This is a genomic window from Pectinatus cerevisiiphilus (assembly GCF_004341685.1).
GTDB classification, from domain to species: domain Bacteria; phylum Bacillota; class Negativicutes; order Selenomonadales; family Selenomonadaceae; genus Pectinatus; species Pectinatus cerevisiiphilus.
Genome location: NZ_SMAA01000002.1, coordinates 23,050 through 44,547, shown reverse-complemented (window position 1 = coordinate 44,547; position 21,498 = coordinate 23,050). Strand labels below are relative to the sequence as shown.

General features: G+C 37.5%; 18 protein-coding genes and 1 tRNA gene. 7 read left to right on the top strand and 12 right to left on the bottom strand.

Annotated elements, in window-relative coordinates; translation table 11 throughout:
• Nucleotides 1-202: 202 nt before the first annotated feature.
• Complete coding sequence (locus EDC37_RS01355; RefSeq protein WP_132547156.1) at nt 203-2,152, bottom strand: heavy metal translocating P-type ATPase; 1,950 nt, start codon at nt 2,150-2,152, stop codon at nt 203-205.
• A gap of 193 nt (nt 2,153-2,345) precedes the next feature.
• Here EDC37_RS01355 and EDC37_RS01350 point away from each other — a divergent pair, with 193 nt between their 5' ends.
• Complete coding sequence (locus tag EDC37_RS01350) at nt 2,346-3,632, top strand: lipase family protein (RefSeq protein WP_132547154.1); 1,287 nt, start codon at nt 2,346-2,348, stop codon at nt 3,630-3,632.
• Nucleotides 3,633-3,993: 361 nt separating this feature from the next.
• On the opposite strand, the gene EDC37_RS01345 is transcribed toward EDC37_RS01350, so the two are convergent.
• Nucleotides 3,994-4,566: a cob(I)yrinic acid a,c-diamide adenosyltransferase gene (locus EDC37_RS01345; protein ID WP_132547152.1), complete on the bottom strand. Its 573-nt coding sequence runs from the start codon at nt 4,564-4,566 to the stop codon at nt 3,994-3,996.
• A gap of 132 nt (nt 4,567-4,698) precedes the next feature.
• On the opposite strand from EDC37_RS01345, the gene EDC37_RS01340 reads away from it, so the two are divergent.
• Nucleotides 4,699-5,772 (top strand): HD-GYP domain-containing protein, encoded by a 1,074-nt coding sequence (locus EDC37_RS01340; RefSeq protein WP_243642151.1) that lies wholly within the window; start codon nt 4,699-4,701, stop codon nt 5,770-5,772.
• Between the two features lie 89 nt (nt 5,773-5,861).
• On the opposite strand, the gene queF is transcribed toward EDC37_RS01340, so the two are convergent.
• The gene (queF, locus tag EDC37_RS01335) at nt 5,862-6,356 is read right to left on the bottom strand and encodes a preQ(1) synthase (protein WP_132547150.1); all 495 of its coding nucleotides are present in this window, start codon (nt 6,354-6,356) and stop codon (nt 5,862-5,864) included.
• Nucleotides 6,357-6,581: 225 nt separating this feature from the next.
• Between queF and serC the strand changes: the two genes are divergently transcribed.
• On the top strand, nt 6,582-7,673 hold the full coding sequence (gene serC / locus EDC37_RS01330) for a 3-phosphoserine/phosphohydroxythreonine transaminase (RefSeq protein WP_132547148.1): 1,092 nt from the start codon (nt 6,582-6,584) through the stop codon (nt 7,671-7,673).
• A gap of 47 nt (nt 7,674-7,720) precedes the next feature.
• Nucleotides 7,721-8,218 (top strand): flavin reductase family protein, encoded by a 498-nt coding sequence (locus EDC37_RS01325; protein WP_132547146.1) that lies wholly within the window; start codon nt 7,721-7,723, stop codon nt 8,216-8,218.
• Between the two features lie 73 nt (nt 8,219-8,291).
• Here EDC37_RS01325 and EDC37_RS01320 read toward each other — a convergent pair whose 3' ends face one another.
• Entirely contained in the window at nt 8,292-8,927 is a 636-nt protein-coding gene (locus EDC37_RS01320) for a YigZ family protein (RefSeq protein ID WP_132547144.1), read from the bottom strand.
• A gap of 282 nt (nt 8,928-9,209) precedes the next feature.
• On the opposite strand from EDC37_RS01320, the gene EDC37_RS01315 reads away from it, so the two are divergent.
• Complete coding sequence (locus EDC37_RS01315; RefSeq protein WP_132547450.1) at nt 9,210-10,553, top strand: amino acid permease; 1,344 nt, start codon at nt 9,210-9,212, stop codon at nt 10,551-10,553.
• Nucleotides 10,554-10,655: 102 nt separating this feature from the next.
• Here EDC37_RS01315 and eno read toward each other — a convergent pair whose 3' ends face one another.
• From eno to EDC37_RS01300, 3 genes are all read right to left on the bottom strand, one after another.
• Nucleotides 10,656-11,960 carry a phosphopyruvate hydratase gene (gene eno, locus EDC37_RS01310; protein ID WP_196589980.1) on the bottom strand — a complete coding sequence of 435 codons (1,305 nt, stop codon included), beginning with the start codon at nt 11,958-11,960 and terminating at the stop codon, nt 10,656-10,658.
• A 279-nt stretch (nt 11,961-12,239) separates the two neighbouring features.
• The gene (locus tag EDC37_RS01305) at nt 12,240-13,406 is read right to left on the bottom strand and encodes an ABC transporter substrate-binding protein (RefSeq protein WP_132547140.1); all 1,167 of its coding nucleotides are present in this window, start codon (nt 13,404-13,406) and stop codon (nt 12,240-12,242) included.
• Between the two features lie 253 nt (nt 13,407-13,659).
• A tRNA-Ser gene (locus EDC37_RS01300) sits at nt 13,660-13,749 on the bottom strand.
• A gap of 295 nt (nt 13,750-14,044) precedes the next feature.
• Here EDC37_RS01300 and perR point away from each other — a divergent pair.
• The gene (perR, locus tag EDC37_RS01295) at nt 14,045-14,485 is read left to right on the top strand and encodes a transcriptional regulator PerR (RefSeq protein ID WP_132547448.1); all 441 of its coding nucleotides are present in this window, start codon (nt 14,045-14,047) and stop codon (nt 14,483-14,485) included.
• 82 nt (nt 14,486-14,567) lie between these two features.
• Here perR and EDC37_RS01290 read toward each other — a convergent pair whose 3' ends face one another.
• Both EDC37_RS01290 and EDC37_RS01285 read right to left on the bottom strand, forming a co-directional pair.
• Nucleotides 14,568-15,374, bottom strand: a complete 807-nt coding sequence (locus tag EDC37_RS01290; RefSeq protein WP_132547138.1) for a sulfite exporter TauE/SafE family protein — start codon at nt 15,372-15,374, stop codon at nt 14,568-14,570.
• A 117-nt stretch (nt 15,375-15,491) separates the two neighbouring features.
• Nucleotides 15,492-16,406 (bottom strand): ketopantoate reductase family protein, encoded by a 915-nt coding sequence (locus EDC37_RS01285; protein ID WP_132547136.1) that lies wholly within the window; start codon nt 16,404-16,406, stop codon nt 15,492-15,494.
• 234 nt (nt 16,407-16,640) lie between these two features.
• Between EDC37_RS01285 and EDC37_RS01280 the strand changes: the two genes are divergently transcribed.
• Nucleotides 16,641-17,345 (top strand): M48 family metallopeptidase, encoded by a 705-nt coding sequence (locus EDC37_RS01280; RefSeq protein ID WP_132547134.1) that lies wholly within the window; start codon nt 16,641-16,643, stop codon nt 17,343-17,345.
• Nucleotides 17,346-17,393: 48 nt separating this feature from the next.
• Here EDC37_RS01280 and EDC37_RS01275 read toward each other — a convergent pair whose 3' ends face one another.
• The 3 genes from EDC37_RS01275 to uxaC form a co-directional block, all read right to left on the bottom strand.
• Nucleotides 17,394-18,083 carry a GntR family transcriptional regulator gene (locus EDC37_RS01275; RefSeq protein WP_132547132.1) on the bottom strand — a complete coding sequence of 230 codons (690 nt, stop codon included), beginning with the start codon at nt 18,081-18,083 and terminating at the stop codon, nt 17,394-17,396.
• Nucleotides 18,084-18,453: 370 nt separating this feature from the next.
• Complete coding sequence (locus EDC37_RS01270; RefSeq protein ID WP_132547130.1) at nt 18,454-19,974, bottom strand: MFS transporter; 1,521 nt, start codon at nt 19,972-19,974, stop codon at nt 18,454-18,456.
• 26 nt (nt 19,975-20,000) lie between these two features.
• On the bottom strand, nt 20,001-21,416 hold the full coding sequence (gene uxaC, locus EDC37_RS01265) for a glucuronate isomerase (RefSeq protein WP_132547128.1): 1,416 nt from the start codon (nt 21,414-21,416) through the stop codon (nt 20,001-20,003).
• Nucleotides 21,417-21,498: the final 82 nt, after the last annotated feature.

Below are 21,498 nucleotides of genomic sequence, written 5' to 3'. Positions count from 1 at the left end.
TATAATATAACACTTATTTTCTAGTTGTCAATGAAATTGCACAGAAAAAACCTTCATTAAAAATTACAAATAAAATTGCTACATTATGCTATATATTCCAATTTAAACGCAATCTAATCTGTATTTTTTTAACGCAAAAAAAGAGATAGGCTGATAAAATATTTATCCCATCTCTTTTTCCACAAAATAAATTTTATAAAAATCACGTAGTATGGTCACTATATAAAATGCGTACAGCATTCAAAACACAGATAATGGCAACGCCTGTATCCGCAAAAACAGCACTCCACAAAGAAGCATAGCCTAAAAAGCTGCCTATCATTATCAATATTTTTATAGTTAAGGCAAACACGACATTTTGAACCGCGATAGCACGTGTTGTCTTAGCTAAGCGCAGTGCATAGGGGATGGCATCTACACGAGATGTCATGAAAACGACGTCAGCAGCTTCTATCGCCGCATCAGCCCCAGAGCCCATAGCAGCACCGACGTCTGCATTGGCTAAAACAGGTGCATCGTTAATGCCGTCTCCGACAAATAGTATTTTTCCTTTTTCCGCACGTATTTTTTGCATGGTGCTAAGTTTTTCATCCGGTAAAAGTTTTGCGTGAACCATATCTATTCCTGTTTTATCAGCTACTGCTGCGGCGCCTTCACTGGAATCACCCGTAAGCATAGCTACGCTGATGCCTTGCTTTTTCAAACCGGCAATAGCACTGACTGCATCATCTTTTATCTGATCTCCTAGTATGATACAACCTGCATATTTATTATCAACAGCTAAATATACTGCCGTCTTTTCTGCCGCATCATTTATTTGAATATCATAGTCCTGCATAAAAACAGCATTACCACAGAGTACTTTTTTATTTTCAACATACGCTTTAACACCTTTACCTGGAACTTCCTCTACATCAACTGCCGGTAAAATTTTCAGCGTTTTTTCTTTCGCTTGTCTTACTATACTTACTGCCAACGGATGTGTAGACGCATTTTCCACGGCTGCGCAAAGTTGCAGTATTATATTTTCCGTAAATCCATTATGGGTTTTAATTTTCTGTACATCAAAAACACCATGTGTTATCGTTCCTGTCTTATCCAATGCAGCCGCCTTGATTTGTGTCAAAGCTTCTATCGCCGCCCCATCCTTAAATAAAATGCCATGCCGTGATGCATTACCTATCCCTGCAAAAAACGCCAAGGGAACACTTAAAACTAAAGCACATGGACAACTTATTACTAAGAAAGTAAGCGCAATATATATATAATTATGCCACTGGCCTGTGAATAACGAGGGGACCACGGCTATTAGCAATGCCACTATGACAACTATTGGCGTATAAACTCCTGCGAAACGCGAAATAAAGCGTTGGATGCGAGGTTTATTTGCAGCGGCACTTTGTACAGATGCCAAAACTCTCGATACCATTGATTCATCTAATATTTTTTCTACCCTTATTTTTAAGACACCAGTTTTATTTATACATCCTGACAAAACACTTTCTTTTTCCGAAACAGTGATCGGCACAGCTTCGCCGGTAAGGGGGGAAGAATCAATCTGACTTGTTCCCTCAAGTACTGTCCCGTCAAGTGGTATGCGATCTCCCGGCCGCACTATTATAATATTGCCAACAACCGCCTGATTTGCAGGAATAGCAACAGGTTCATCCTGTTCATTGACCAGCAGGACTGTTTCCGGACGCATATCAATGGCTTCTATTATTTGTCTACGGCTTTTATTGGCAGCTCTTTCTTCAAAAAATTCACCGATTCGGAAAAAAAGCATTACACCCGCTGCTTCAGGATACTCAGCAATAGCAAAAGCACCAAGAGTCGCTATACTCATTAGGAAATTTTCATCAAATACATGCCCCTTTAAAATATTTCGGCCAGCATTCAAAAGTACCTCTTTACCTAAAATAAGATAAGAAATAATTAATAAAGGCAGCTGGTACGCAGGCATATACAAGGATATTAGCTGTGCTGCCGCAAAAAGGACAGCGCCAATAAGGATCTCATAAAATTCACTGCTTTTATACCATACGCCTTCATCCTCTTCTTCCTCTGCCCCTTCATTGTGACAGCAAGAACAGCCGCATGTGTCCTCAACCAGACAGGAACTATCCTTTTCTATTCTTTCACTTCCGTCCAACGCAGTAACCCCCTCGCAATATAAACATATGATTATCTGTTCACATGTTTATTATAATACTACTTTCTCTCTCTTACAACTAAAATATTTCAGCAAATTTAATTTTATGGTAAAATAGTCTGAGAATATTAATTAAGAAATTTTTAAGGGTTTATACAAAACCATTTTGGCAATTTTATTTTAAGGGGAAGTTATGCGGAAAAATTTTTTTAGAATATCCATCTCCGTTTGCCTTTTGATCTTTTTTAGTCTGCTGCCTGTTTATGCCCAAGCAAATTATGACGCAAAAATCCAATACATTTGTTCACTGATGTCCATGACAGCCTATAATGACAAATATGGCGAACTAGCACGTGATACCTTGACTTCGTATGGTTGGGATTTTAATTCGTTTAACGATAATGTAGAAAATCCAGCCGCAAATTTTTTTATTGCGCATAATGACAACTTTGTACCGGGTGAAAGTTCTTATCTGCTTTCTGTGCGTGGAACCAACGATTTAAATGATGTCTCCAGTGATATGAAAATCTCGCTTGTCCCTTTCGGCGGCAATACACCTGAAGGATTTGACGCTTATCTTGCCCAACCCACCAATGCCCAAATGCCAATGGTACACAGCGGCTTTAACCAGTATGTGCAAACGGCCTTCTTTACTAAAAAAGGTGATGACGGTCAAACAATAGGTGAAAAGCTTGTTTCTATCCTGCACAACGATCCGCATGCGCACTTGTATATCACAGGGCACAGTCTCGGCGGTGCTGTTGTTGTACTCACTGCTGCCAGGCTCAACAGCATCGGTGTTGACCCCGCCCAAATAAGTGTAGTCACCTTCGGTGCGCCTGTCGTTGGTAACGAGGCCTTTGCCAAAACCTACGGCCCGTCTATCAATTTATCAAGAATAATATTAGCGGGTGATCCTGTCCGTAACCTTGTGCAGCTCCTCAATCCTAACTACCAACAATTTGGCAAAGAAATAAAATATTCTACAGTGCCGTCTTATGATGATAAACTTAGTCACAAAATTCTTTTGTATGTTGATGCCAGCTTGCGCAGATACTACGATGAAAGCAAAGACACTGTCGAACCGCCTGCCAGTGATGGAAAAGTTCTCTTTACGAAACCGGTTTGCCAGCTTGAAGCTGGACAAAGCAATGAAAATATTGATTTTTATATTTATGCTGTTTTAAAGGATGATATTTCCCATTATATTGATGGTACTGTTTGGAGCGATTCTACCAATGCCTCACCTACTGACAGCAACATTAAATATATAGTCAATACGGACATAACTATTTCACGGCAGAAATACGTACAAAATAGTTTCTATGTATCTACAACTTATACTGTCTACGATGCCCCGAGCGGTAAATTGATCTCGGCCTTTTCCATAGCTTCCAATACTGCTGAGCTTACTCCTATAGAGGCAGTTTTATATAACAATTTAAAACTGGCTGACGAATTAAAAGCAACATTAATCTAAAAGGTACCACTGTGGATAATTATTAAAAAGTACCCTATAGAGTAGACAATGAAAAAAGAGTCTATCTCTATAGGGTACTTCTCTGTATAATGGAGAAAATGTAATAAATAAAGAGATTGAAATCAGAATCACGTTCCATCACCTCTCTCCTTATTCTATTCCCCAAACTTTTATTTTTCAACACTTTGGGGAATAGAATTTTATTATATTAAAAAATAAGCAAACGTTCCACTTTTAGATACCAATGGAATTAAAAAAAAGATGACTCCTGTTCAATACAGAAATCATCTTAATAATACATAGCCTTTTTTTAATTGCTCTTTCCAAAGGATACAGATCATATCCACAGCGGTGCCTTTTTTCAGTCTTCTATTCCTTTTCTACCCATAACGCCTTTATCATAATAATGCTTTATCAATTTCATCTCAGTCACTAAATCGGCTCTTTCTATCAACCACTCGGGTGCATTTCTTCCCGTGCAGACCACTTCCGTATCAGTTGCGACACTATTTAGGAGATCCTCAACCTGAGCTCTGCCTATTAACCCAAAAAACAAGGCAACATTTATTTCATCGAGGACTATGACATTATATTTTCCGGAAACTGCTGCCCGCTTTGCCTCAGTAACACCTTCCTCAATCATAGCCTTATATGCTGCTGGTGGTTTACCTTTAGGAAATACCACCACATCATCTCCCCAAGCCTTGAGCTTTTCCTTATCAATCATTCCTTCTTCAGCGATAAAATATGGTTTTCCGCTGGTCCTTAACGTGATCCGCGGTGAAAGATCTTGAAGAATTTTCTGCTCACTGTAGGCAAGACTTTTCATAAATTGGGCGAAATAAACTTTCATACCTGCACCGATTGCACGTATAGATAAACCAATGGCTGCAGTAGTCTTACCTTTGCCATTTCCCGTATACACCTGTAACATTTTGGTGCCTCCATTCTTTAATTTTTAACACTTGCAAAAGATTTACTTTCTCTAAGGTAGGATTTATCAGTTATTTAAAGAATATATATCATATACATCTACAATAAGGAATATCTACAAGGAGGTCTACATGTGAAAAAGCTAAGCATTGACAAACTTACGCCTGGTATGATTTTGGGGCGCACAATTATCAATGATAAGATGGTCGTTATCCTATCCTCGGGTACTATGCTGACTCAGGCACATATAACCAGACTAAAATTTTTAAATACCCCTTTCGCATACATAAAAGATGACTTTGAACTAAGCAGCAATTACCAGATTGTCGAGATCATGTTCAACAAGGAAAATGCCTTTGTAAAAAAATACAATGATGTCGTTTTAGAAGCAAATGAACTCTTCACAAGTCTCGGTAAGAAAAAAGACATATCGATAGAAGAAACTGGTGAAAAGGTAAAAAACTCATTACTGCCCACTGTTAAAGAAAGTGGCGTCATTGATTTTCTATATACTTTAAGTAATATCAGCGACAATGTCTGTCACCATTCAGTGCGCGTTTCAATATTATCCGGAGTTATCGGCAAATGGCTGCGTTTTAGTGAAAATAAAATCAACGACCTCATTTTAGCTGGTTTTCTACATGATATCGGCAAAACCATGCTGCCTGAAAAAATAGTAAACCGCAATCCTGAGACCTTAAAGCCAGACGATTATGAACTTTACATACAGCATACTATTAACGGCCAAAAAATACTATCTGACAGACCGGGGATTTCTGAGGGAGTACGTGCGTCCGCTCTGCAACATCACGAAGCGATGGACGGCACTGGTGAACCTTTTGGCGTAAGTGGTAAAGATATTGATGAATATGCACGCATTGTGGCAGTTGCCGACCGTTATGACAACATCACCACTGAACGGGAGGGCGAAATCAAGCATACACCGTTTGATGCCGTTGAATTAATTGCCAAAAGCATGTTTTCTTCTCTTGACGCCCAAATATGCGTTCCTTTTATAGCCAACATCCAAAATTCTTTCTTAGGCTCAATAGTGGGCTTAAATGATGGCCGCCGTGGCCGCATTGTCTATTATCCTGCCGACTATTTATCTTTGCCAATCATAAGAATAGACGATAATACAGTTTTAGACCTCAATGAAGAACGTCGTAAAAATAATACGACGATAATTGAATATAATCCTAAATAAGCAATTATCCTATGCATAAAATAGCAAACAAATAACTGTAAATAATATTGACAGAATAAATGCGTTATCTGAAAGGATGGACGCATTTTTCATCTGTTATCAATTTTATCCATACCAGCCATATCATGCTGGACAAAACGCTGCTGTGCTATTTTTTCGTATTTTGTGTTTGGCCGCCCATAATTGACGTATGGATCAATTGAGATGCCTCCCCGTGGTAAAAACTTTCCCCATATTTCTATATAGCGAGGCTGCATCAATTTTATCAAGTCATCCATGATTATATTAACCACATCTTCATGGAAATCACCATGATTTCTAAAACTTACCAGATAAAGTTTTAGGGATTTACTTTCGACCATTATTTTATCTGGAATATAGGAAATATAAATAGTGGCAAAATCAGGCTGACCTGTTATTGGACACAGGCTGGTAAATTCCGGGCAATTAAATTTTACCCAGTAGTCCCGATCAGGATGCTTATTTACAAATGTTTCCAGAATTTCAGGACAATAGTCATAATTATACTTTACATTTTTCTTACCAAGTAAAGTAATATTTTCTACTTCATTTTTTTCTCTCATGATACGCTCCTTTTGCAACAATTATATTTTATTATAATATCTTTTTTAGTAAAATGCGACTCATGTACGCTTTATATTTATATAATATATATTCAGCATAGTACAGTGTTGTCTTTTGCTTGACGATATTACTGATTTAGCGTAAAATTATGTAATGATAAATGCGCGAATTTTAACTTTTAGTTTTCTGAGAACGCAATTTGCAATTATTTTGGAGGTTTTATAGTGGAAGCAAATCGTGTATATAATTTTAATCCTGGTCCTGCCACCCTTCCTTTGGAAGTTTTGAAAGAAACTCAAGCAGAATTGCTTAATTTCAGTGGCAGCGGTATGTCCATTATGGAAATCAGCCATCGTTCCAAGGAATATGATGCAGTCCATAACAAGGCTAAAGCAGACATCAAAGAATTAATGGGACTTGGCGATGACTACGACGTATTGTTTATTCAAGGCGGTGCTAGTCTGCAATTTGCTATGGTGCCAATGAATTTTGCCATCAATGGCAAAAAAGGGAACTATGTTCTTTCTGGCAGTTTTGCAAGCAAAGCTTATAAAGAAGCAGAAATCCAAGGTGTTGGTACTGTTGCCGCTTCCAGTAAGGAAAATGACTTCCGCAATGTACCCAAACAAGGTGATCTTAAAATAGATCCTAATGCCGCCTATTTGCACATCTGTTATAACAATACCATTTATGGTACAGAATATCATTATATTCCTGACACAAACGGCATACCTTTGATAGCTGATATGTCTTCTGATATGCTTTCCCGTCCTCTTGACTTCAATAAATTTTCCTTTATTTACGCTGGTGCCCAAAAGAATCTCGGTCCTGCCGGAGTAACTATTGTTGTTGCCAGAAAATCATTCATTGAAAATAGTCCTGAAAACCTTCCCACAATGCTGCGCTACAATACATACAGTAAAAAGAATTCTCTCTATAACACACCGCCTGCCTTTTGTATTTACATGGTTGGCAAGGTTGCCGCTTGGTTGAAAAAACAAGGCGGACTGTCTGTTTTAGCTGAACGCAATGCTAAAAAAGCCGCTTTATTGTATGACGCCATCGACAATAGCAATGGTTTTTATAAAGGACATGCCGAAAAAGACAGCCGTTCCTTTATGAATGTCACTTTCCGTTTACCTACAGAAGAACTTGAAGCAAAATTTATCGCCGAAGCCAAGGAACATAAACTCTGCGGCGTGAAAGGCCATCGCTCTGTTGGCGGTCTGCGTGCTTCTATATATAATGCTATGCCATATGAAGGTGTAAAATGCCTTACCGACTTTATGGAACAGTTCCGTACTGCCAATAAATAAGCTCTGTTTTTGCTATTAATGCCAAAATGTTTAAAGGAGGTTTTTGCATGAAGGTAATTGATCCATTATCTGTTTCTGAACAGGTGATAGAAACTTTAAAGCAAGGTGCTTTTCTGACTACAAAGTTAGATGGTAAAATAAATACAATGACTATCGGCTGGGGAAGTATCGGTTTCATTTGGGGTGGTCCTGTTTTCATGGCAATGGTGAGAAAATCTCGTTTTACATGGTCATTCCTCGAAAAAAGCCACGAATTTACAGTAAGCGTGCCTACGCATGACATGCGTGCAGCGCTGGCTATATGTGGCACAAAATCCGGCCGTGATATTGATAAATTTGCGACTGCTTCACTAACTGCCCAAAAGAGCCAAAAACTGGATACACCTGTAATAGCCTCTGCGGGAATGCATTTTGAATGTAAGGTAGTTTATCAGCAGGATATGCTGCCGAAGAATCTTTCTGCCGCTGTTACCGATAGATGGTATGGTGACAACGATTGGCACACCCTTTATTTTGGTGAAATTGTAGCTGCTTATAAAGACTAAGTTACTTTTATAAATAATGGCCGTCTCTTTTTAGGAGATAGCCATTATTTTTTTGCCACAAATTATTATAAAATCAACTCAATGGAACATCATAATAAACTTGTCCCAGACTATTTATAGCGCAAGAGCCGGCAGTAATATCCGTCACAGTATCCACTATTTGCCCACTTACTACCGCATCTATCAATACCGTAAACTTTACCATATCCGTAAATTCTTTTTGTAAAATATTGACATCCTTTTTATGTAAATAACTTTCAATATTTCCCATAAAATTATAAGCAAATTGCAATTCCACTTTTTCGCAGGGAAGTCTTTCCACTATTACAGCCTTTGCCAAAACCAACGATGCACCATGCCCATATGCACGTATCAGCCCACCAGCCCCCAATTTTATACCGCCAAAATAGCGGGTGACTACTACAGTTAAATCAGAAAGCTCATTTTTCACTAAACCATCCAGAATTGGTCTTCCGGCCGTTCCAGATGGTTCTCCATCATCATCAGCTTTTTTTAGTCCAGCCTTATCCCCCAGTACATAAGCTGAACAATTATGCGTAGCATCCCAATACTTTTTTTTCATTGAAACGATATAGTCCGTGGCAGCGTCTTCTGTTTCAGTTCTTTTAGCATTTACTATAAACTTGGATTTATTTATCACATATTCAGCAGCTGCCGTATCTTGCAGCGTTTTATATTTTATCAACATTTAATACTTTATTTTCCTCCATAATTACATACATCGCCCCAAATTTCCTGTCATAACAGGTTGTCCAGTCAACAGTTCTTATCCATCCACACCTTCTGCAACATTCTATTGAATGCTGTAATATATTATAAGTCAATTTTTACATTTCTGTATAACGTATTCATATTTTTATTTTTTATGTGGTAAATTATTTCTTTTTGTAGTATTATCTCAATTGTGCCTAATAATATATGTTGAATTTAACTTCACGAAAGGGTCGTGTTATTGATAGTGGACAACCATATGCATCGCAGCCTGAAGAACAGGCATTTACAATTGATATCGCTCGGCGGCATCATAGGCAGCGGTTATTTTTTGGGTACAGGTTATATTCTTGAAAAAGCCGGGCCGGCTGCTATTTTAGCGTATCTTTTAGGCGGGCTCATTGTCTTTTGTGTTATGCTCTGCCTGGCAGAACTGGCTGTTGCCAAGCCGATATCTGGTTCATTTGTCAATTATACGAACGAATTTATCTCCCCCACTTGGGCCTGTGGTGTTGGCTGGGCATATTGGTTGAATTGGATTGCTTATGTCCCGTCTGAAATGATTGCCGCCGGAATAATTATGAATAATTTTATTCCCCAAATCGGCCAAGTCGGCTGGGCAATAATTTTTGGCTTTATAATAACGTTAATCAATCTTCTCAGCGTCGGTAAATTTGGCGAAAGCGAATTCTGGCTTTCCCTTATAAAAATTGTCGCGTTAATAATATTTAGCTGCACCGCTATTGCACTTTGTACCGGTCTTATCGGTGGCCATTATATAGGAACCAGTATTTTATTGAACCATGGCGGCTTTGCCCCTAATGGTTATGATTCCATTCTGATAACTATGGTTATCATTCTTGTAAATTTCCAAGGCTCTGAAATAATAGGACTCGCTGCCGGCGAATGCAAAAATCCGGAAAAAAGCATCCCTATTGCTGTTAGAAATGTAAGCTGGCGCATCATTGCCCTTTATATCATTCCTGTTTCGCTGCTCATCTCCATCCTGCCATGGGATCATGCGGGACTTACAGAAAGTCCTTTCGCTGCTGCCTTACAAGAATATGGTTTAAATCAACTAGCCTCCTGTTTTGCCTTCGTTGTTTTGACCGCAGCTATCTCCTGCTCCAATTCTGGGCTCTATGGTAGTGGACGCGCCTTACAGGCTCTGGCCCGACTTAACATGGCACCCAAATGGCTTGGCCGTTTAAATTCACAGGGTATGCCGCAAAATTCTATTCTCGTTTCAATCATTGGCTGCTGGCTCATTATTTTACTTTATACTTATGACAGCAGTTCACTCGCTTATACCTATTTACTAGCCGTATCAGGTTTTACAGGCGCAATGGCGTGGATATCCATTTGTTGGAGCCAATACAATTTTCGCAGGAAATTAGAAAGAGCACATCTTGTAGACACTTTGAAATATAAAACTCCGTTTTTTCCTTATGTCACTCTTTTTGGCATTTTTGTGCAGTTACTCTGCCTTGCTGTGATGGTTTTTACAAAAGACCTTCGTTCAGCTTTATATACAGGATTGCCAATGATGATAATACCAATGCTTTGGTATAAACTTTCCCATAAAAAAAGTTCCCATAAATGAACATAAAATCAGTAACACTCAGCTATACAAAAAGGCTCCTTGGGTTTATTCTATGATAAACCCAAGGAGCCTTCTTTATGCAATACGATGATTCAGTTTAACTCAAATATCGTGGCATTGGTTAAATGCTGCTATACCAGGATAAACTGCACTTTCACCCAATTGTTCTTCAATTCTTAACAGCTGGTTGTATTTTGCTACACGTTCGCTGCGGCTTGGTGCCCCAGTCTTTATCTGGCAGGTATTAAGTGCTACGGCCAAATCTGCAATGGTAGTATCTTCTGTTTCACCAGAACGATGTGAAGTAACGGCTGTATAGCCAGCTTTCTGTGCCATCTTTATTGCTTCAAGCGTTTCTGATACAGAACCGATCTGGTTGAGTTTAATCAAAATGGAATTCGCACAACCATTATGGATACCTTTAGCTAAGCGCTGTGTATTCGTTACAAATAAATCATCACCTACAAGCTGAACCTTTTTACCAAGTCTTTCGGTAAGCTTACGCCAACCATCCCAGTCTTCTTCATCCAGCCCATCTTCCAGTGATACTATCGGGTACTTTTCACAAAGGTCTGCCCAATAATCAATTAATTCTTCGCTCGTAAATTTTCTACCTGATTTCGGCAGGAAATATTCACCCTTTTTGCTGCCCTTCCATTCACTGGAAGCAGGGTCAAGTGCGAGCATAAAATCTTTTTTAGGTTTATAACCAGCTTCTTGTACAGCTTCAAGAATGAGGTCCAAAACTTCTTCATTCGTGGAAAGATTAGGTGCAAAACCACCTTCATCACCTACGGAAGTAGCAAGCCCTTTACCCTTTAAGATTTTCTGCAAGGTATGGAATACTTCTGTACACCAACGCAACCCTTCCTTAAATGAAGGTGCGCCAACTGGCATGATCATAAATTCCTGTATATCTACAGTATTAGTAGCATGTACCCCACCATTTAATATATTCATCATAGGTACCGGTAATCTATTTCCAGATATGCCGCCAAAGAAACGGTATAACGGAATTTGTAAAGCAGATGCAGCTGCTTTAGCACTGGCAATAGATACTGCCAAGACCGCATTGGCACCAAGCTTTGATTTACCTGGAGTACCATCAGCTTTAAACATTGCCCTGTCAACTGCATATACATCGGAAGCATCCAATCCTTTTACCGCAGCATTTATAATAGTATTTATATTTTGTACAGCTTTAGTGACACCTTTACCAAGGAAACGGTTCTTATCGCCATCACGAAGTTCCAGAGCTTCAAACTCACCTGTGGACGCGCCGCTAGGAGATGCTGCCCGGCCGAAGCCTCCTCCATTTAAAACGACTTCTGCTTCAACAGTTGGGTTACCACGAGAATCAATAATTTCCCTACCGATTACTTCTTTAATCTTCAATTCATCCAACATCATTATACGTCCAGCTCCCTTATAATAAATTTTCCATAATATTCAATATCATCATCTAACAGTTATGGTTCCGTTATATGAATGGATAAAGTTCCATTGCTTTCCAAAGAATTTTTATCACTAACTCTATGTATAATATATCATAACTGATAAAGATTATCAATACAGTGTTTCAGCTATATTGTAAAATAAATCCCCAGGTTATCCCCTGAGAATCTATTTCACTAAAACATTCACATACACCTGCTAAATATATTTATTAAGGTTTCAATCTACTATTTATTCTGGTTCTACTGCCTGTTTAAAGGTCTGCTTACCATCCTTGAATTCTATTATCACAGCTTGTTTTACAGGATTATGTTCTTCGTCTATAGTAATTTTACCAGAAACTAGTTGCAAATCCTTCGTGACCGCCAAAGCCGTATTAATTTTTTCCGGTTCAGTACTGCCTGCCCGTTTTATGGCATCAATGATCATGGTAGCTGCATCATAACCGAGGACGGCTGCCGCATCAGGGTCCTGCCCGTATTTATCCTTATAAGCATTAAGGAATTTATCGGTTTCCGGTGTCTTATTCTGTACTGAATAATGGTTAGTAAAATAAGTATTATTTAGTGCATCTGGTCCTGCGATATCAACTAATTTACTGCTGTCCCAGCCATCACCACCTGTTATTGGCACGGTTATACCAAGATCACGCGCCTGCTTTATTATTTTGCCAACTTCTTCGTAATAACCAGGAATATAAATCATATCTGGATTTGACGCAGCAATTTTAGTCAGTGTAGCTTTAAAATCATTATCTTTTTGCAAATAAGCTTCTTCATCAACTATCTGGCCACCATTCTTGACAAAGCTTTCTTCGAAGAAATGAGCCAACCCCTTGGAATAATCAGAACTATTATCTATGTATACCGCTACTTTTTTTACTTTCAATGTATTTGTGGCGAAATTCCCCATTACTGTACCCTGAAAGGGATCAATAAAGCAGACACGATAAATATACGGATTTACTTTACCATCATCCGTAACTGTCACTTTAGGATTAGTGGAAAAAGAACTTACCAATGGCACCTTACTGGCATCAGCAATCTGTGTTATTGCCATCGTATTTGATGATGTACATGCCCCCAGGACAACAGATACTTTATTAGACGATATCAATTTCGTAATTGCATTTGCAGCCTCTGCAGGTTCTGATTTATTATCAGCTTTTATAAATTCAATTTTTTTGCCGTCAATACCACCAGCAGCATTTATTTCATCAAATGCCAGCTGTGCACCATTTGCCGTCGAAGTGCCATAAGATGCATTATTTCCTGTCAATTCAAGATCCCCGCCGATTTTAATTGTATCAGAACTTCCTGCTCCGCAGCCTGTTCCCAAAATGGCAAAAATCAATGCACCAGATAATGCAACAGTTTTCAAAAGCCTGCCCTTTAACATAATCTTCACTCCCCATATATTTTCCGAAAACAAAAGCCCGCTAACAAAACAGTAATAGCTATAACATATTACTGCTTTGTTAGCGGGCTCCCTTGCACAAAAACATCTATTCAGTTTCGGTAGATTTAGTATATCATTATCATCTAGAATCTGCAATAAAAAAATATAATGGCGTCATGAGTTGAAGTGATGGCACTATAAATTTATAAACTAAAAAAGCCCGCATAGCATGCAGGCTCTACATTTCTAAGTATGGCGGAGAGTGAGGGATTCGAACCCTCGGTACAGTTTCCCGCACACACGCTTTCCAGGCGTGCTCCTTCAACCACTCGGACAACTCTCCAAATGCTCTCAATATACATCTTCTATTGGCAACGATATATAGGATATCATTTTTTTAAAAATTTGTCAATTTTTTTATTAAAGGTTGTTGTTATCATATATAATTAATTATTATTTTCCAATAAATATAATTATTATAAAGCAAATTTGTTTCATCTTTTTTGTGGATAATTATTATCTAATATAAAATTTTATCTATAGATATTGACATCCTATTCCCTTTTGATTAGAATATTAACATAATATAGGTTTATTAATAATGAATTTCAATATTTATGAAAGGACGCATGGACATCATGATGGATGCAAAAAAAGTTACTGCGTTGTTACGTAAAAAAGGATTTAAAGTAACACCGCAACGTCTGGCTATATACAATGTGCTATGCAATACCAAGGCACACCCTAACGCTGAAATGATCTTCAACAAGTTACAGCCCTATTACCCAACCATGAGCTTGGCTACCATTTACAAAACCATCGACATATTAAAAGAGATCAATCTCATTCAGATTATCAATGTTGGTGAAGACAGTCTACGTTATGATGCTGTTGTTAAATCACATTCTCATATACGCTGCACAGTTTGCAATAAGGTAGAAGATATTATGGATTTTGATTTCACTCCAGCCATAAAGGATGTCGCCCAACGCACTTCCTATGATCTTTCCGGCCAACAATTCTATTTCTACGGTGTCTGTCCGGAATGTCAAGCCAAAGCCAATCGTAAAATAGGCTGATATTTTTTTACAAACAAGAATAGGCATAAAACGTTTTGAAAGCGTTTTATGCCTATTTTATATCATTGATTTTTTAATATGTTCATTTAATGCCAGCCATAAAAATTAATTTTAAACCGAGTGCACACATCACTACAGAAAGTAAAATAACGATTATCCGCGGTTTTGTCTTTCGTGAAATTACAGCTCCCAGCTGTGCGCCAACTGCGGCTCCCCCGCCAATAGCAATAGCTGGTTTCCAAACAACATGCCCCAACAGTACATGGGACACAGTTCCTGCGAAGGAGGAGACCGCCAATATAAAATGAGATGTAGCCGTAGCAACATGCGGCGGAAAAGATAGTACATATATCATCAAGGGCACATGTACGACACCACCACCAATTCCCAGTATGCTAGACAAAAATCCTACAAATATACTTATAAAGATACCAATTTTTTTAGAATATTTAAAATCCTGCTGGTTAAAATATTCTGCTTTAGCCTTTGCCGCTGATGATTTCCAATACATTACCACTGATAAAACCATGAGCATCGCGCCAAAAAGGATATTAAAAGCATTTCCTGTAAAATACTCATCTACATAGCTGCCAATAAACGCTCCCGGTAAAGTTGCCACAGCAAAGGGCAGTGCAGCATCAAAATAAACTTTTTTTTGCCGGATATAAGCCACTGTACCTGAAAAGGTATTCAAAAATACGCCAAACAGCGACGTCCCAACTGCCTGAGATACCGTATGAAAGGTGTTGAAAAAACTAGGCGGAGCATCTGCCCTGCCTGTCATTACCAACACAAAAAGAGGAATCATTATAAGACCGCCGCCTATGCCTACAAGAGTGCCAAAAGCGCCAACGCCTATACCGATCACAAATAAAATTACTATATCCACTTGCTTGTTTTCCTCCTGCCAGCCATAATACTTCAGCAGATTTCTTATAATGCATCTATCTTTTCACTCAGTAAAAAGAAAATGTGACCGCGTATGCCAGCCACACTTCTCAATTATTCACTTTTCAAAACCAAACTTTTTGGCGATTTGGGTATAAATGGGAACGGCAACACCAAATTTTTCGGCCATACGCACAACTTCAAAGACCAAACCATCTAGTTCCGATTTACCGCCCTTTTTCAAATCTTTCTGCATAGATGCCGTTGTCTCTGGTGTAAGCGCATCCATAATAGCTAAATTTTTGTCAAAAAGTCCACTGTCCAAATTCAAACCCATTGCCTTGCCCACTTCGATTACTTCTTTTACCGCAGCCGCAAAAGCATCACGTTTTTCTCCCTGTTTTTGCATTGCCTGCGCCGTAATATCGTAATAAGCACCTACTGCTGCCATCGGCGAAACAAATGTAAACTTTCTATATGTATCTTCAGCTATATTCTGCGAAACAACAGGTGCGATACCGGCAGATAATAGATCAGCAGCAATCTGGTCAAGTTGAGGACGCAGTGCAGTTTCTCCGCGCGTTCCATAAACAACTCGAAAGATATCACTTCTTTGTGTTATTTCTCCTGGTGCAGAGATCCAAGCCACAATGTAAATGCATCCTTCCAAGACATTTTTCCCCGGTAATTTTTCAGCCAGAGCTTTTCCTGTTCCAAAAATATTCAATATTGGAATAATAATAGTATGTCTGTCCGCCGCTTTTTTCAAAAACGGAACGATATCATCAAGCGAATAGCCTTTAACACTCACAAAAATAACATCGGCTTTGCTTTTATATTCGTCAGTACCCATTGCCTTTATATTTTTTAAGTGCATTTCGCCTTTTTTGTCTGAATGTATGGTCAACCCTTTTTCTTGCATTGCCTGTAAATGACGACCACGGGCAATAAATACAACATTTTTACCTGCCGCAGCTAAAAATCCGCCTATGCAGCCACCCGTCCCGCCAGCGCCTAATATGACATAATTCACAAGTCTTACCCCCCATGAGTAAAATCTATTCAGCCTTCCATTGTGTCTTCCAAACAAATATGCACGGCTTATTTAAAGATAATATTACCAATATAATTATATAATATTATTATAGCATATTGTCAAAAATAAAAAACAACTTTATTATAATGTCATAAGGTTTCTAATAAATTACATATATTTAAAATAAATCGTACTATCGATAATAATTTCATTGAAAAGGTGATATCCAGTATGCCTTATATACAAATAGGTAATAAATTATTTGCATTCACTCAGGAGCGTCAAAAAAGGAAGACAATATCAATAGCGCTAAAAACACGTGGCAATATTTTGATAAAAACCCCGCCAGGAATTTCTACCGAAGAAACCTACAAAATTCTGCATCGTTATGCCAACTGGATAACGAAAAAAGACCAAGCTTATGAAAAACTTTCACACGATGCCCCTATCAATGATAATTACATAGTCTATAAAGGTGAAACCTTCTATATAGAACGTCGTTTTGCAGATACCCTTCCTTCTGTAAAAATCTGCGAGAAAAAAATTATTGTCAATTGCCAAAATGATCTCTTCCTGCCTTTAAAGGATATTTTTATTCCTTGGTATAAAGAACAAGCAAAACTTTACCTTTCCCAAAGAACTTCGTTTTGGGCAAATAAAATGCAGGTAACCGTTGCCCGCATATCCATACGTGACCAAAGGAGCCGCTGGGGGAGCTGCTCTAGCCGCCATAATATAAATTATAATTGGCGTATTATGATGGCACCCATTCCCATCATTGATTATCTTGTAATCCATGAAGCTGCCCACTTACTGCAAATGAACCACTCAGCAAAATTTTGGCAGGTAGTTGAACAATATGATCCGTTATTCAAAAACCATCGACTTTGGTTGAGACAAAATGGCGATATTTTACTACACGTCCTACGACAATAGAACAAAGAAGGTGCGTTTATTAACAACACTATAATAAACGCACCTTTTTTATTTAAAAAGCTCTGTATACTTTCTCTGCAATTCATCAACATCGCTTATGACTTTATTGACATGTTTAGTTATCGTAGCATATCCCAACTTTTCATCTGATTCCATTATAGCTTTGACAATATCGCTATGTTGACTGAATAAAACTTCTATCTCGTCTTGTTTAAAGGACAAATCAATCACGCGGGCCCGAATATAATTCAAATTTGCTTCCTGGATAATTTTCCATATATGCGGTTTTTCACAGCCTGTAAATATAATATCATGCATCATATTATCAAGCTTGAAGAACTGCTCATAGTTTCTACGCTTTACGCAAAAGCACTGTTTTTCTAGGCAGTCAGACAACTTTTCCTTGAATTCATCGGGAAAATGCCTGCATGCCAACCGAACAACGGCCTGCTCCATTGTAACACGTAAAAAACGGAATTCCGCAATTTGTCCTGTATCAATCTTGGAAACATATGAACCGCGCTGTGGCCGTATTTCCAACAGACTTTCCTGTGCCAAGCGGATAAACGCTTCCCGTACAGGAGTACGGCTTATTGCCAAAGTATCAGAAATTTCCTGTTCTGATATAGCAGTCCCCGGCAGCAATGTTAAATTCAATATGTTCTCTCTTAAAATACGATATGCATATTCCCTAACTGATTCTTTTCCTTCTGCTTTTGATATTGTCAAATCTATCATTAAATTACTCCATTAATATGTATTATTTCCAAGTCCTAAAACTATATTTTACTACGTTATATGTCGTTATTCGCACTTACTCTCTAGAACATATTATATGATTGCTTTCAATTTAGTCAAGTTTATTAAACATATTACACGAATATGGTATATGTTTATACACGCCAATCAAAAATTTTATCCTATACGTTCCTTTACTGTTTCTTTAAGCAATAATTTTATTTTATCATATTAAAATTTTTTACAGATTTTTCTATCCAATTATTTAATTTCTTCATAATGAAATCCAAAAAATCCCGAAAATCATTTTAAATAAAACATCTTCGGGATTTTTTGAATATTCATTTATATCTTCTCAATTTTTATTTCATTATATACGAGCTTTACTAGGCCACAACTTATCATATGACCAACCAGTTAATTCTTCGGCTACTTCCTTTGCTTCAGGTGACACATCTTTTTTACTGCCACCTTCGTCAAGACGAGCCAATTCATTTTTAAGAATTTCATGTGTATGTTTATTTAATTTAAATTTTCTGGAAAGAATTAATGCTACCAAGATTAAAACAACTGGTCCAACAAAAAATATTAACGATATACCCACTTGCACTCCATGCGGGGTCGATGCAAAATTAAGCATTGTTTTAGAATCAAAACCAACCATTGCCAATAAAATGCCAGCAGCCCAGGATGCAACTGCACCTGTTGATTTGCGGAAAAAAGTCATAACTGCAGCATAAATGCCTGCACGATCGCCACGCGTCATAATCCTGTCCACGTCAGGAATAAAAGGAAATACATTCCATGGTGTAAATTCTAAAATTCCACGTGCCAACTGATAAAAAACTGAAATGACGATCAAAATCTCAACTGGATTAGAAATATCCATAAACCAAACTAAAACATAGCCTATCATCGTAATGATAATTGTCGTATAGCTCATAACGTAAAGGTATCGCGGTCCACGTGTAATCATTAATTTAGTAGCCGCTAACGTCGACAAAATACCAAATATAGATAAAGCCTGCAGTGTCCATGGCAGATCACTTCCAACGCCTTGTACACAGGATAAAATAAATACTGGTAACATAGTCGAATAAAAATCTTTTCCTGTAAAGGATAATAAATAAATGAAAAGGTGTTGACGAAATGCCTTATTTTTAAAAGTAGAAAAAAAGTCAACAACCATCTGTTTTATAAATTGCCCCATTGTTAATTTAGGCCGATTTTCCAGCTCTTTAATAAATTCAGGAGTAAGCGGTCTTTCCCAAGTACTTCTATACGATATAAAAATAGCAACAACAAAAATAATTGTCCAAATAATACCTGTTACCAAATAAGCATCTGGATTTTGCGTATGTTTCAGTATTGCCAAAACAATGAAAACAATAGCTGTACCTGTTGCCGAGATAAACATTCGCGAACCAGATAGAATCGTTCTTAATTTATAGTCATTAGTCATTTCTGTCGGTAACGTTTCCCATGAAATAAGAATCATGGCAATCGCCAGTTCAATTACGATGTAAACAATTAGATAATAACGCCAATCATCATATCTAATCCAGAATGCTGGAAAAATTAAAGCGAATATAATTCCTCCGAGCAAAATGAAAAAATGGCGTCTACCAAAGCGTTTTCCCAATTTAGTCCTATAAAAATTATCTGTAATACTGCCAAAGAACAACGAAAATAAAGCATCGAAAATCCTGCCTATTCCTGTAATGGCACCTGCAAGTATAGGACCAATTCCTTGACTAAGTACAAATGCAAAAATGACCCCTGAAACAATATTATTCCATCCACCACCCATTAAATCAGTTAACCCATAAGCTATTCCTCTTCTTATGTTTATAGGTTTTGCTTGATATACCCAGTTATTCTCTTTCTTCATTTTTCTCACTTCTTTCAATTATTATATTAATCAAAAAAATGGAAATATTTATATGCATTATTATAGGATATGTCTTTAATAATGCTTCCTAAATAATCGCAATCATCTATCACCTGTCCTCTGTTTACCCATTCTCCTACTAAATCACACAAGACCCGCCGAAAATATTCATGTCGTGAGTATGAGAGAAAACTTCTCGAATCAGTAAGCATTCCAACAAAATTTCCTAACAAGCTTTGCTGTGCCATAATCTGTAACTGATTACGCATTCCTTCGCGTGTGTCATTAAACCACCATGCGCAGCCAAGTTGCAATCTTTGGATGCACCCTCCCTGAAAATTCTGCATACCAGTTGCTAATTTCATCCAATCATTAGGATTTGTAGAATAAAGTATTATTTGTGGTATGTTATTATCTTTAAAACCATCATTTATTAATTTTATTACTTCTTCTGCTATATCTTCTTGTGAACCAATAGAATCAAATCCTGTATCTGGACCTAATTTCTGAAACATTAATTGATTAGCATTTCGCATTACATTAATATGAAACTGCATTGTCCATCCATATTTTTTATTCAATTTCATCAGCACTTTTAATAATGCTGTTTGGTACCCCGCAATTTCTTTGTCAGTTAATTCCGCATTATTATTGCATGCTTTCACTATAATCTTATCAAGCTCTGCCTTATTTATTTTTTTATAATGATAACTATTCAAACCATGATCTGACAAACGGGCCCCTAATGATTCAAAAAAAACAATTCTTTGTTCTATGGCTTTTTCCAAGGAATCAAAATCAGCTATTGCTATTCCTGAAACCGTGCTCAGCTTAGCTAAATATCCTTTATAATCACCATGATTAATGTTTAATAATTGATCTGGCCGCATGGCTGGAACGACTTTAAAGTTTTTCTCTTCTTGCGCCAAAAGTTTATGATAATATAAATCTGAAGCGGGGTCATCTGTAGTACATATTACTTTTACATTCGCATTCTTTATAATATTTCGCGGTTTAAAATCTCCAGTTGCTAACATAGCATTAGCTTTTTTCCATATACTGGGTGCATTTTTAACAGTAAAAGCCTCATCAATATTAAAGAAACGTTTTAATTCAAGATTTGTCCATTCATAAAGTGGATTGCCAATTGCTTTCTCAATAGTCGCAGCCCAAGCTAAAAGCTTCTCATACTCATCGCCATCACCTGTAATCAAATCTTCAGGTACCCCATTGGCTCTCTCCAAACGCCATTTATAATGATCGCCAAATAATCCATCATTTAACCAAATACGTGTTAAATTAGGATAATTTTTATTTTCATAAATATCTTTGGGATTAAGATGGCAATGATAATCAATAATAGGCATTTTTTCAGCATAATTATGATACAGTTCCTTAGCCACAGTACTTGTCAATAAAAAATCTTCATTTAATAACGACATTATTTTTGCCTCCTATCGCTGCATACAATTTTCACAATACATTTAACGTACCTAAGTAGATAATTATACTCACAATATATAA